Source organism: Streptomyces liangshanensis (assembly GCF_011694815.1).
In the GTDB taxonomy this organism is placed as follows: Bacteria; Actinomycetota; Actinomycetes; order Streptomycetales; family Streptomycetaceae; genus Streptomyces; species Streptomyces liangshanensis.
On record NZ_CP050177.1, the window covers coordinates 1,752,010 to 1,764,597 of the forward strand.

General features: G+C 70.0%; 11 protein-coding genes and 1 riboswitch. Of the genes, 1 reads left to right on the forward strand and 10 read right to left on the reverse strand.

The genetic code is table 11. The annotated features are described in order from the left end of the window. Positions 1-14: 14 nt before the first annotated feature. The 9 genes from HA039_RS07410 to HA039_RS07450 all read right to left on the reverse strand — a co-directional run bounded on the left by HA039_RS07410 (position 15) and on the right by HA039_RS07450 (position 10,498). Positions 15-1,151, reverse strand: a complete 1,137-nt coding sequence (locus HA039_RS07410; RefSeq protein ID WP_167025580.1) for a glycoside hydrolase family 19 protein — start codon at positions 1,149-1,151, stop codon at positions 15-17. A 190-nt stretch (positions 1,152-1,341) separates the two neighbouring features. Further along, positions 1,342-3,450 carry a penicillin-binding protein 2 gene (gene mrdA / locus HA039_RS07415; protein ID WP_167025583.1) on the reverse strand — a complete coding sequence of 703 codons (2,109 nt, stop codon included), beginning with the start codon at positions 3,448-3,450 and terminating at the stop codon, positions 1,342-1,344. A 141-nt stretch (positions 3,451-3,591) separates the two neighbouring features. Further along, a complete protein-coding gene (locus HA039_RS07420; RefSeq protein WP_167025586.1) occupies positions 3,592-4,230 on the reverse strand; it encodes a hypothetical protein in 639 nt (212 codons plus the stop codon). Positions 4,231-4,301: 71 nt separating this feature from the next. After that, the gene (locus HA039_RS07425; RefSeq protein WP_167025589.1) at positions 4,302-5,267 is read right to left on the reverse strand and encodes a YihY/virulence factor BrkB family protein; all 966 of its coding nucleotides are present in this window, start codon (positions 5,265-5,267) and stop codon (positions 4,302-4,304) included. An 81-nt stretch (positions 5,268-5,348) separates the two neighbouring features. Next, positions 5,349-5,618: a MerR family transcriptional regulator gene (locus tag HA039_RS07430; RefSeq protein ID WP_243870007.1), complete on the reverse strand. Its 270-nt coding sequence runs from the start codon at positions 5,616-5,618 to the stop codon at positions 5,349-5,351. 290 nt (positions 5,619-5,908) lie between these two features. Continuing rightward, positions 5,909-6,634, reverse strand: coding sequence for a transglycosylase SLT domain-containing protein (locus tag HA039_RS07435; protein ID WP_167025592.1), 726 nt, complete (start codon positions 6,632-6,634; stop codon positions 5,909-5,911). Between the two features lie 4 nt (positions 6,635-6,638). Then, a riboswitch (cyclic di-AMP (ydaO/yuaA leader) is annotated at positions 6,639-6,796 on the reverse strand. 560 nt (positions 6,797-7,356) lie between these two features. Then, positions 7,357-8,700 carry a M14 family metallopeptidase gene (locus HA039_RS07440; RefSeq protein ID WP_167025595.1) on the reverse strand — a complete coding sequence of 448 codons (1,344 nt, stop codon included), beginning with the start codon at positions 8,698-8,700 and terminating at the stop codon, positions 7,357-7,359. A gap of 128 nt (positions 8,701-8,828) precedes the next feature. Next, positions 8,829-9,755, reverse strand: coding sequence for a DUF3048 domain-containing protein (locus HA039_RS07445; RefSeq protein WP_167025598.1), 927 nt, complete (start codon positions 9,753-9,755; stop codon positions 8,829-8,831). A gap of 110 nt (positions 9,756-9,865) precedes the next feature. Next, the gene (locus tag HA039_RS07450; protein ID WP_167025601.1) at positions 9,866-10,498 is read right to left on the reverse strand and encodes a CoA-transferase; all 633 of its coding nucleotides are present in this window, start codon (positions 10,496-10,498) and stop codon (positions 9,866-9,868) included. 135 nt (positions 10,499-10,633) lie between these two features. On the opposite strand from HA039_RS07450, the gene HA039_RS07455 reads away from it, so the two are divergent. After that, the gene (locus HA039_RS07455) at positions 10,634-11,155 is read left to right on the forward strand and encodes a hypothetical protein (RefSeq protein WP_167025604.1); all 522 of its coding nucleotides are present in this window, start codon (positions 10,634-10,636) and stop codon (positions 11,153-11,155) included. 3 nt (positions 11,156-11,158) lie between these two features. On the opposite strand, the gene HA039_RS07460 is transcribed toward HA039_RS07455, so the two are convergent. After that, positions 11,159-12,481, reverse strand: a complete 1,323-nt coding sequence (locus HA039_RS07460) for an MFS transporter (protein WP_167025607.1) — start codon at positions 12,479-12,481, stop codon at positions 11,159-11,161. Positions 12,482-12,588: the final 107 nt, after the last annotated feature.

Genomic DNA, 12,588 nt, shown 5'->3' on the forward strand with positions numbered 1-12,588 from the left:
TCGGCCGTGAAGGGTCAGCAGTACAGGTTGGCGCCGGGGGCGACACCCAGGATCTGGGTGAAGCGGTTGTAGGCGTCGACCCGGCTCTGGACCTGCGCCGGGTTGCGGCCGTCGCACTCCAGCGAGCCGTTGATGCTGCGGATCGTCTGGCCGAAGCCGGCGCCGTTGACCATCGCGTTGTGCGGGGTCATCGTGCCCGGGCCGCTCTGGGTGTTCCAGTACCAGAGACCGGTCTTCCAGGCCACCGCGGAGTCGTTCTGGACGAGCCACGGGTTGTTGAGCAGGTCGATGCCCAGCGCGTCGCCCGCGGCCTTGTAGTTGAAGTTCCAGCTGAGCTGGATCGGGCCGCGGCCGTAGTACGCGGCCTGGCCGGCCGGGCAGCCGTAGGGCTGGTTCGGGTCGCAGTAGTGCGGGTAGTTCGCCTGGTTGATCTCCGTCACGTACACAAGACCGCCGGTCTCGTGGTTGACGTTGGCGAGGAAGGCCGCGGCCTCCTGGCGCTGGGTCGTGGTGCTGCCCGTCTTGCTGAAGCCCGGGTAGGCGCTCAGCGCGTTGGTGAGGCCGCTGTAGGTGTAGAAGGAGTTCCGGCTCGGGAACATCTGGTTGAACTGCGCTTCACTGACGACGAAGCCGCCGGTGGGCGGAGGGGTGGTGCCGCCGCCGGAAGGGGTGTTCCACTTCTGGTTGGCGCCGCCGGTGCAGGTCCAGATCTGGATGCGCGCGCCGTTGGCCGAGGTGTTGCCCGTGACGTCGAGGCACTTGTTCGCCGTCGGGTTGACGATGTCCTTGGCTCCGGAGATCGCCCACTTCTGGTTGGCGCCGCCGCCGCAGTCCCAGATCTGGAGGGGGGTGCCGTCGGCGGTGCCGCGCTCGACGAGGTCGAGACACTTGCCCAGGGCGCGGAGGGTCCCGTCACCCGCGACGGTCCACTGCTGGGCCGCGGTGCCGTTGCAGTCGTAGAGCTGTACGGCGGTGCCGTTGGCGCTGCTCGCGGCCGCGACGTCCAGGCACTTGCCGGCGATGCCGGTGATGCTGCCGACCGGGTCGGCGGCGGACGCCGGCACGGTGAGGGTGACCGAGAACAGAGCCGCCACGGCGAGCGCGACGGCGGTACGGGCAAGGGTGAGACCCCTGAGCGATTTTCTTATCATCTCGACTGGATGATCCCTTCACGCCATTGAATACGGCTCGGGTCCGAGCCGTTACTTGTGGGGAAGTCGTAATGGCGCACTGAGCCGCCACACGCGACGCTTGAGGCCTGAAGTCAACCGGCATTGGTCTAGACTTGTCAAGGACTCAACAAGTGAACGCGCATGGCTCCATGGGACGAGAACCGCGTCGCTACGGCTTGTAGGGCTCCGTCTTGGGGGCGTCGATCTCGCCGTCGGGGCCGATCCTGGGAAGGGCCGTGCGGGGCTTGGGCATGAGGGCCTTCTTGAGGTCCTGGTGGCCCTGGTCGTCCAGCCCGTACATCGCCTCGTAGATGTTCCGGACGGCGGGACCGGAGGCGCCGGAGCCCGTACCGCCCTGGGAGATCGTCATGACGATCGTGTAGTCCTTCGTGTACGACGCGAACCACGACGTGGTCTGCTTCCCGTGGACCTCCGCCGTACCGGTCTTGGCATGCATCGGGATCTGCTTCTGCGGCCAGCCGCCGAAGCGCCACGCGGCGGAACCGCGGGTGGCCACCCCGGCCAGCGCCTCGTCGATGTCGTCGCGGGTCGCCTTGTCCATCGGCAGTTTGCCGTCCGGCTTCGGGGCGATCTTCTTCACGGTCCTGCCGTCGGCGCTGACGATCGCCTTGCCGACGGTCGGGGTGTAGAGCGTCCCGCCGTTGGAGATGGCCCCGTAGATGGCCGCCATCTGGATCGGGGTGACGAGTGTGTCGCCCTGCCCGATCGAGTAGTTGACGGAGTCACCGGCGCGCATCTTGTTGCCTTCGAGGCAGCCCTCGTACGCGATCTTCTCGACGTACGTGCCGTTCTTCTTGCCCTGCTTGCACCAGGCCGACTTGTTGGCCTCCCAGAAGTCCTGCTTCCACTGCCGGTCCGGGACCCGGCCGGAGACCTCGTTGGGGAGGTCGATGCCGGTCTCCTTGCCCAGGCCGAACTGGTGGGCCGTCTTGTAGAACCAGTCGGCCGGCTTCTTCTTGGGGTTGTTGCCGCCGTCCTTCTGCCACTCCTGGTGGGCCAGGCCGTAGTAGACGGTGTCGCAGGAGACCTCCAGGGCCTTGCCGATGGTGATGTTCCCGTAGCCCTGGGACTCGAAGTTCTTGAAGACCTGGTTCCCGATCGAGTACGAACTCGGGCACGGATAGCTGCCGTTGAAGTCGTAGCCCGCGTTCACCGCGGCCGTCGAGGAGACCACCTTGAAGATGGACCCCGGGGCCGCCTGGCCCTGGATCGCCCGGTTCAGCAGCGGGAAGTTGGACTTCTTGCCGGTCAGCTTCGCGTAGTCCTTCGCCGAGATGCCCCCGACCCACGCGTTCGGGTCGTACGTCGGCTGCGACGCCATCGCCACCACCCGGCCGGTCTTCGCCTCCATCACCACCACCGCACCCGAGTCCGCCTTGTACTTCTTGCCGGTGACGGTGTCGAACTGCTTGCGGGCGGTCTTCATCGCGTTGTTGAGCTCGTACTCCGCGACGGCCTGCACCCGCGCGTCGATCGACGTGATGACGTTGTCCCCGGGCTGCGCCTTCTGGGACTTCGCCTCCCCCAGGACGCGCCCCAGGTTGTCGACCTCGTACCGGGTGACACCCGCCTTGCCGCGCAACTGCGCGTCGTACGTACGCTCCAGGCCCGAGCGGCCCACCTGGTCCGAGCGCAGGTACGGCGAGCTGGTGTCCTGCGCCTCGATGATCTCCGCATCGGTCACCGGCGAGAGGTACCCCAGCACCTGGGAGGTGTTGGCCTTGCCGGGGGCGGCGTAGCGGCGGACGGCCGTCGGCTCGGCGGTGATGCCGGGGAAGTCCTCGGCGCGCTCACGGATCTGGAGGGCCTGCTGCGTGGTGGCCTCGTCCGTCACGGGGATCGGCTGGTACGGCGAGCCGTTCCAACAGGGCTGCGGCGTCTTCGCGTCGCACAGCCGGACCTTGTCCACGACGTCCTTGGCCTTCAGGCCCAGCACGCCCGCGAGCCGCGTCAGAACGGCCTTGCCGTCGTCGGGCATCTTCATCAGTTCGGTACGGCTGGCCGAGACGACCAACCGGGTCTCGTTGTCCGCGAGCGGCACCCCGCGCGTGTCCAGGATCGAGCCCCGCACAGCGGGCTGGACGACCTGCTGGACGTGGTTGTTCTTCGCCTCGTCCGTGTACTCCTGTCCGTTGCGGATCTGGAGGTACCAGAGGCGGCCACCGAGCGTGAGCAGCAGGGAGAAGACGAGCAGTTGGATGACGACGAGACGGATCTGGACCCGGGGAGTCCGTCCCGTCTCCGGTATGTTGCTCACTCGCGTCTCCCAGATCGTGTCCTGCTCACGGCCCGGTTCGGTGGCCGGACAGCCGACGGCATCAAGAATCCTATTACTCGCCCCGGCGCACGAACTCCGCGCCGGGGACGGGCGCCTGACGACCCGTCATCCGACCGGGGGTCAGGCTTCCTCGAAGTAGGCGTCCAGCACTTCGTCGAGTTCCGCCGACCATTCCTTGAGGTCGCTCCGCGCCGGCGCGTCGACGTCGACGTGGTACCGGCGGCGGGTGATCGTGTGGACGGTGACGGTGAACCGGCGTCCGAAGCGCGGAATCCCGATCTCCACCGCGCCGATCTCGTCCCAGCGGAAGTCCGCCGCCTCGTCGTCCAGGGTGAAGCGGACGCCGTCGCCGTCGGCGGCGATGGAGGCGCGGCGGTCGCTGACCTCGAAGGCGGGGCCGTCGGCGGGGGCGGTGCGGTCGGTGGTGTCCGCGGCCGCGTCCTCCGCGGTGTCACCGGACGTCTCGCCGGACACACTGCCGCCGGACGCGTCCTCACCGGCCGGCGCGGCGTCGGACACGGAGTCGCGCTCGCTCTCGGCCTCCGGCTCGGACTCCGACGCGGTGGCCGGTTCGACGGGTTGCTCGGCGGCCTCGTCGGCCTCCTGAGTGGGCGTCCGCTTCAGCGGCTTCTTCGCTTCGTTCTCCGGGGCACTCTCCTCGTCCTCAACAGGGCGGGGGATCATGAGCCCAGGGATAAATCCCGGATCAGTCCCCGCGGCGTGTACGGGCTGGCTGTTCGGATCGATGCGCTGGTCCACGGGCGCAGTATGTCCGACGAACCTGTGCGAGGGAACGCCGGGCCCCCCGGTCGCCCCTTTCGGATCCCGCCTCACGGCCCGGAACCGGGGTCCGGGTGGACCGGGTCCACGATCCCCGCCCGGGCGGCCTCCAGCTGCGCGGCGAAGGCCACCCCGAGGAACAGCGCGATCCCGGTGAGATTCGCCCAGAGCAGCAGGGCGACGAACGCGGTGAGCGGCCCGTACACCGCGCCGAACGACCCGCTGCGCTCGACGTAGAACGCGAGCAGCCAGGTCGCCCCGACCCAGAGCACCAGATGGACGGCGGAACCGAAGGCCAGCCAGGTGTAGCCCGGCTGGTCCCGGCGGGGGGACCAGCGGAAGATCACCGCGGAGGCGACCCCGGCGAGGATCACCCCGGCGGGCACCTCCAGCGGTCCCCACCAGTCGAGCCACCGCCGGGACCAGCCCAGCGCCTCCACGACGGAGTCGCCCACCGCCTCCCCGGCGACCAGCACCAGGAAGCCGAGGGCCATCGGAACGCCGGCGCCGAGCGCCAGCAGCAGACCGCGGGCGTACTTCGCGGGGAAGGGGCGGTCGCGCTCCACGCCGTAGATCCGGTTGCAGCCGCGTTCTATCTGTCCCATGGCGGACGCGAGGTTCAGAACGGCGAACCCGAGCCCCGTCCAGATCGCGACGGCGCCCGGGACATCGGCCCCGGCGCTGCGGCGGGTGCCGTCCAGGGCGTCCTGGACGACGTCGGCGCTGGCTCCGGGGACGATCCGGCCGAGGGTCAGCTCGATGATCCGCCCGATGCTCTCGGTGTGCAGGTTCACGGTCACACCGACCAGCGCGATCGTGAACGGGACCATGCCGAGGACCACCTGGAAGCCCAGCGAGCGGGCCTGGCTGAACCCGTCGGCGTACCGGAAGCGCGCGAAGGCGTCCAGGAGCAGCTTGCGGCCCCCGTAGCGGCGCAGGGCCGTCAGCGCCTCGTCGCCGGACAGCTCCTCCCCGATCATGTCCCGCGTCTGCGGCACGTGTACGACGGTCCCCATGCCCCCCACTTTCCCAGTGCTTCGCGGACGTGCCGGATGCCCGGTGAGCGGTACGGGAAACGTACCGCTTCGTGCGGGAGGTCAGGACGAGGAACGGGTGGCGGAGGCGCGCAGCTCCTCGTTGATGCGCCGGGCCTCCTCCAGCTGGTCCTCCAGGATCACGATGCGGCACGCGGCGTCGATCGCCGTGCCGTCGTCGACCAGCTCCCGGACCCGGGCGGCGAGGCGCAGCTGGTAGCGGGAGTAGCGGCGGTGGCCCCCTTCGGAGCGCAGCGGTGTGATGAGCCGCGCTTCGCCGAGGGCGCGCAGGAAGGCGGGGGTGGTGCCGAGCATCTCCGCCGCGCGACCCATGGTGTACGCGGGGTAGTCGTCGTTGTCCAGGCTGTCGGTGAGACTCCGGCTCTTCGGGGTCCGGTTCTCGTTCCGGGACTCGTCCTGGGGCGTGTTCACACCCCGGACCCTACCCACACCAGGAAATAATGTCTACTGCGACCGCAGTAGATTTTCGCTCACCCGAGCAGGAGGTAGCGGTACGGAGCGGGGCACGCGGACGGGCCCGCTCCGGGGATCGGAGCGGGCCCGTCGGGGGCGCGCACGGGGTACGGATCAGTACAGGCATACGGATCAGCACGGGGTACGGATCAGTACGGGCCGTTCACGTTGTCGATCGAGCCGTACTTGGCGGCGGCGTAGTTGCACGCGGCCGTGATGTTGGCGACCGGGTCGTAGCTGTTCATCGACGTACCGGGCACGTGGTAGGCCCGGAAGGTCGGGTCGATGACCTGGAGCAGCCCCTTGGACGGAATGCCGGCGGCAGCGTTCGAGTCCCAGTTGTTGATGGCGTTCGGGTTGCCCGAGGACTCGCGCATGATGTTGCGGTAGATGCCGTTGTAGGTCCCGGGGATGTGGTGGGCGGCCATCACGTCCAGGGACTCCCTGATCCAGCCGTCCAGGTTGTTGCTGTACGTCTTCGCGGCGGTCTGCACGGCGATGGTGGTGCCGGTCGCGGGCTTGGCCTTGGTGGCCGCGGGGGCCGTGGCCCGGCCGCCGAGGGTCAGCTTGAGACCGGGCCGGATGACCGAGGGGTTGGCGCCGACGGCCGCGCGGTTGTCCTGGTACAGCGTCTTCCAGCCGCCACTGAGGGAGTGGGTCCTGGCGATCTTGGCGAGGGAGTCCCCCGCGACCACGGAGTAGGTGGTGACGCTCTTCTTCTCGGCGGTGACGGCGGCGCTGGTGCCGGTGGCGGCGCTCGCGGTGTGCGCGGCCACCAACGGGAGGGCGAGCGCGACACTGCCGGTCCCCACGGCGACGAGGCGCCGGGCGAGCGGGCTGAACCTGGAACGACGGTGCTTACCCTTTATGGGCATGACGAAATCCTCTCCGTCGCCTACGAGGTGAGCTGTCGGGTTCGGGCTGGAGATGCCCGGCCGCGTTATGGGCGCGACTTCACCCCTAGCCGGTCCGGTGACGGATCGGCGACTTACCTGGGTCCCCCGCTCCTGCCGTACGTGAGTGGGTGAATGTGTTTCCGGGCAGCGGCAGGATTAGGCGATCCACCCGGAGTGCGCTGAACGTAAGCGAGAACGTCCGGCGGAAACAAGTCCTGAATTCACACCGCGATCCCATCCGCGCGCCGGACCGGGCGGGGAGAGGACCGCTCGCCGGACATCCGGGAACTCAACTTTCCCTGAACGCGCGGGAAGTGGCGGACGCGAAAGAAACGCTCGCGGTTCCCTCGCGTGACACACATCACCGTTTACCTCGGGTCCCGGGCGTCCCGACATCGGACAGATCGGACCAAGTCGTCCGAATGAGACGCATATCAACCCCGCGAAAAAGCGGGTCCGGTCCGGCTAATCGGACTGATCCACGCAGATCGGCACTCCCTGGGATCCACACCTCAAAGCGAACGCGAGCTCCGGAGGCACGGGTGACCGGTTACCGGTGGCCGAATGGGGATCACCCGCCAACTTCCCGTGAATTGCGGCGACTTTCCGGACCGGCGAAAAGCGGCCGCCGCGACACGGTGAGGAGAACCGTGTCGCGGCGGCCGCAAATCGGGTTGTATCAGGGGTGGATCAGGAGTGGATCAGGCGCAGTACTGGGCCTGTTTGCCGATGGAGCGATACATGCAGTCCGCGTTCTCGATGAGTTGGAGCACCGCGTCCCGGTTACGGGACGTCTCACGCTCGATCACCTCGTCGGGCGGGTAGAAGCCGCCTCCCGAGGCACTGGCCGGATACATCTCGAAGGTGTATCCGAAGATCTTCTGCGTGCCCCACAGCCAATCGTCGATCGAGCCGTCGGTGATGTAGAGGTCGCTCGACTGCTCGGCCGTGTAGCCGTTGCTGGCGCCCATCTTCCGGCCGACGGCGGCGAACGCGTCGCGGTCGTCCTGGGTCAGCCCCGGCGCGGTGTCGGCGTTGGTCCAGCCGTACGGCCACAGCACCAGCTGGCTGTACGTGTGGAAGTCGATGCCCGCCTTGATCTGCTGCTTGCCTCCGACCACCCGCGAACGGACGAAGTCGGCGACGACCTTCACCTCGGGGGCGGACTCGGCGGCGCGGCCGCGGTACGTCTCGGAGCTGGTCGTGCCCGAAGAGCCGCCGCAGCAGCCGAACTTGTAGTCCCAGTTGCGGTTGAGGTCGGTGCCGACCGCCGTGGAACCGGTGTTGGGCTGGCGGTTCTTGCGCCAGCTGCGGTACGAGCCGGAGGCCACGTCGTACTCGCCGCCGTCCGGGTTGAGGTCCGGCACGATCCAGATCTCGCGGTTGTTCACGGCGCTCGTGACGCGCGAGTCGGAGCCGTACCCCGCGCCGAGCTCCCGGATCAGGTACAACGCCATCTCGACCGTGAGGTGTTCGCGGGCGTGCTGGTGGTGGGTGAAGAGGATCTCGGGCTCGTTCTCGTCCGTCGCGACGTTGTCGCTGATCTTGACGGCGATGATGTCCCGGCCCTGGTAGGTCTTGCCGATCACCCGCTTGGACATGAGGTTCGGGTACTGCTGGATCCGCTGGTCGATCTCCGTGCTCATCTCCGCGTAGTTGTGGTACCGGGAGTCCGCGGAGGGGAAGTCGAAGGGCGCGACGGCCGATCCGCCGCTCCGGGCGGGCGGCGCGGGAAGCGCGGTGAGCTGGTGGCCGAGGGCGCGGAGGCGCTTGGCCTGGGTGCTGTCGGCGCTGACGACCACCGTGTGGTCGCCGACCTCGTCGATCGACACACCGGTCGCGAGGAGGGCGGTCCGGTCGGCGGGCGTGGACGGCCCGTTGATGGTGTACTGCCGGATCACCTCCTCGGTGGCGGCGGCCGAGGCGAGGTTCTTCGCGTCGGGCGCGCCGGAGGACGTCGCGGTGGCGGTGAGCGGCGCCGCGACGGCGAGCGCCACCAACGCCGCGAGGGTGGCGGTCCTTCTGCCGTGGATGCGTAGTCGCATGCTCTCTCCTGTGGCGGGGGGAGTCCTGGGGCCTCCCTGTGCGACGCATCGTGGAATCATGGCATGGACCCGTCAAGGAGCGGTCTTCGGCCACCGCTTTCCGGCGGTCCGGTCAACTCCCCCGCGGATCAGGCCGGTTCGAGGACGATCCACGTCCTGCCGGGGTGCAGCCGCATCGTCGTACCGCTCCCGGACCCGCCCTCCCGCGTGTACGTGGTACCCGCGCCGTCCGAGGGCCTGCTCCACCGCACGGCGTAGGAACGGCCGTCGCGGAGGACCACGCCCGTGCCGCTGCCCACCGTCTGCGAGAACGGCACGAATCCGGTACGGCTCCGGAAGCGCGACTCCTTGACCTTCACGCGCTGCACGATCACGTTGTCGGTCGTCCAGGGGGACTTCCCGCCGTCCAGCGCGACGGTGTACCGCTTCCCGTCCCAGGTGAAAGTGAAGCGGGCGTGCGGCATCGAGGCCGTGGTGGTGGTGTTCGCCGTACCGCCGGACGGTGTCTTCGCGGCGAACCGCAGCCCGATGTCCTTGGCCTCGCCGGCGCCGTCGGTGAGGCCCTCGGGGTGGATGTACTCGTTGTGCGGGGCGGGCCGGTCGGGGTTGCGGAAGAAGGCGCTCGTCCCGGTCCTGGCGACGATGTCGGAGTCCTCCAGCACGGGAAGCAGCTTGCTCTGGGCGCCGGAGAACGCGAGCGCCGGCCGGTCGTACTGCGCCAGGATCTGGAGGTCCGTCTCCCGGGCGCTGCGCACCGGGCCGATCGTGCCGGGCAGATGGTCGCTGTCGAAGACGGCCATCAGCCGCGAGAGCCCGCCCTCCACCTCGATGCCGTACACCAGGTCCGCGCTGTTGAGGCCGGTCTGCGGGCGGGCCGCGCCCACGTTGTCGATCTTCACGGCGAGCACCCGGCCGGCCGCGCCCGGCTCGCCGGTGAGGACGGAGGTGGACGAGTCCCCGCCGTCACTGCCGTCGCCCGACGACGAGCAGCCCGCGGCGAGCGCGGCGACCAGCAGCCCGGCCAGACCGGCCCCGAGCACTCTTCGACTGTCCATGGACGCTCCTCCGGTTCGTGACGCCGCCCCTTCCCGGAGATGATGACGCGCCGTCGGCCGCCGCGGGGGGAGCGACGCGATGGAGGTACGCGGGGCGGGCGACGCGGCCCCTACGGCCAGGCGTGGGCCGGGAGGACGCGGTCCACGTGGATGCCCGGGACGTCGACCTCCGCGCTGTGCAGCCGCCGCTTGTCCATCGCCGGTGTCTGGACGAGCGTCAGCCCGCCGGCCTTGGCCATCCTGGCCTCGGTCCCCGAGGGCCCCGAGCCGAGGACAAGATTGCCGGCGCTGTCCACCCGTACCGCCCTGATCAGCGCGGCGTCACAGCGCAGCGCCTCCTCGCGCCGGTACGCCGGGGCCCCCGGGGAGGGGCCCGACGGGTCGCCGTCCGGGGCGACCGGTGCGAGGAAGGCGGTGATGCTGGCGTCCGCCGCCTCCAGGCGCTCGTTCAGGTCCGCCGGGGGCAGCCACCGTACGGTGATCGCCTCGGGGAGGCCCCGCACCCGCCCGCCGTCCCCGGCGCAGGTCAGGCGGGCCACGCCGCCGGCCGCCAGTAGCGTCCGGACGGGGTCGCTGAGCAGCACGGCCTCGGAACACACCACGTGCAGGTCGGTCAGGCCTGCCTCGCGGACCGCGTCGACCAGCGCCCACGGCAGGGTCTCGGCGTCCTCGCCCCCGATCGCCACCGCCGAGCCGGGGGCGATGCCCGCGACGGCGGCGGCACCGGAAGCAGCTCTTTCCATGCGTCCAGTACACCACCGGCAGCCTTTGCCCGCTTTCACTGGCTTTTGCACACCTTCGCCCCTGTACACTCCGCGATCATGGTGGGCGAGAATTATCATGATTTTTTCCTCGCTTCGGCGAGTGCCGTCGGGGCCTTGATCGGCCTGTTGTTCGTCGCGATCTCCGTGACCCCGAAGGCGGTCACCGGCAGGTCGGAGCACCACAAGGAACGGCTCAAGGCGGCCACCGCGATGTCGGCCTTCCTGGACGCGTTGGTCGTGTCCATGGTGGCGCTGATGCCCGGGGACAACCTGGGCACGGGCTCGTCGATCATGGCGATCGCGGGCCTCCTCTCGACCGCCGCGCTCGGGGTGATCGGGCTGCGGGCGGGGGTCCTCCGGGAGCCGGTCCGCCCCCTCTTCCGCTGGGCGCTGCTGATCGGCGCGTTCCTCGGCCTCTACGCCGTCCAGTTGGTGAGCGCGCTCCAGATCAACGGGACCGCGTCCGACGCGACGCACGTGAAGACCCACTCCATTCTCGTGATCATCATGTTCGTCATGGGGATCAGCAGGGCGTGGGAGCTGGTCGGGGGCAGCTCACCGCGGCTGATCGGCACCATCACCCATCCCGCTCCCCCGGAGCCCGCCCGCGACGACCCGGCGCCCGACACCACGTGACGGTCAGCCGGCCGCCCGGGCCCCGCCCACGCGGGCGGCGAGGAGCACCGAGGCCAGTCCGGTCAGCGCGGCGCACACCCAGAAGACCTGGGTGTAGCCGGTCCACGTGGCGACCGTTCCGGTGACGAGGCCGCCGAGCAGGGTGCCGGTCTTGAACGCGCTGGAGTAGAGGGACGAGGCCACGCCCAGGCGGGAGGGCAGGCGGTCCTGGAGGATGACCACCGGGACGCTCAGGACCACCGCCGTCCAGAGCGCGTTGGGGATCTGGAGCAGGAGCAGGGCGGCCCGGCCGGACGCGAGGGGCAGCAGGCAGAAGAAGACGGTGGCCAGCGCCGAGGCCGCGACGACCAGGCGGCGCTTGCCGAGCCGCTCCGACCTGGCCCCCACCCACACCAGGGCGGGGATCTCCAGCGCGGCGGCGAGCCCGAGGAGCACGCCGACGAAGCCCTGCCCCAGGGCGAGGTCCCGGGTGACGAAGAGCGCCAGGTTGATCTGGTACATCATGTTGGCCGTCAGCAGCAGCACAACGGCGGCGAGCAGCGCGGCCGTTCCCCGGTCGAGCCCGGCGAACGGGTTGCGGCTGGGCACGGTGGAAGCGGCCGGGGCGGGGGCGGACGCGGCGGCTTCGCCGCGGGCCGTGCCGTCGGCCGGCTCCGGCCGGGAGGCGGGCGGCAGGCCCCACCGGCTCAGCGCCGAGGCGGCGAGCGACAGCGCGGCGGCGGTCAGGTACATCGCGGTGAAGCCCTGCCGGGCGATCAGGGTGAAGGCGAGCGGGGGCCCGACCACCCAGGACAGCGAGGTGACCGAGCGGAGGAAGCCGGTGAAGAAGGCCGCGCCCTGACCGCGGGTGTCGGCCAGTTGCCTGCTGTACGCGAAGAGTTGGGCGAAGCTCGTACTGCCGACGCCGAAGCAGCACACCCCGGCGACCAGCAGGAGGTAGTAGTCGCGCAGACCCGAGTACGAGAACCCTCCGGCGGCGGACAGGAGCGCGCAGAGGGCGAGCAGGCGCCGGCGGTCCCGTACCCGGTCGGAGAGCACACCGACCACGAGGTCGACGGCTATCTCGCCGACGGCCCGCCCGGCGAAGAACAGGCCGATCATCAGCGGGGTCGCGCCGACCTCGTCGGCGAGGAAGAGACTGGCCGAGGTCGAGACCATCGCGCCCGCCACCCCGGCGGCTCCGGTGACCCCGACCAGCCGGACGACCGCGCCCTCACGGAGGAACGACAGGCGTGCGCCCCTCCCGGTGGCGGAGGGACCACCCGGCGGCGGCGCCCCGGGGGTCGCGGGCGGGATGCCCGGGGTCGGGTCGGGTTCGGCGGTCATGCCGGCTCTCCGTCGGTCCGGCCGCCGGGACGGCGGCATTGCCGGATCAGGCAAGTAAAGGTCACATCGGAGGCAACCATCCGGATCACCCCCACCCCGTCCCGCGC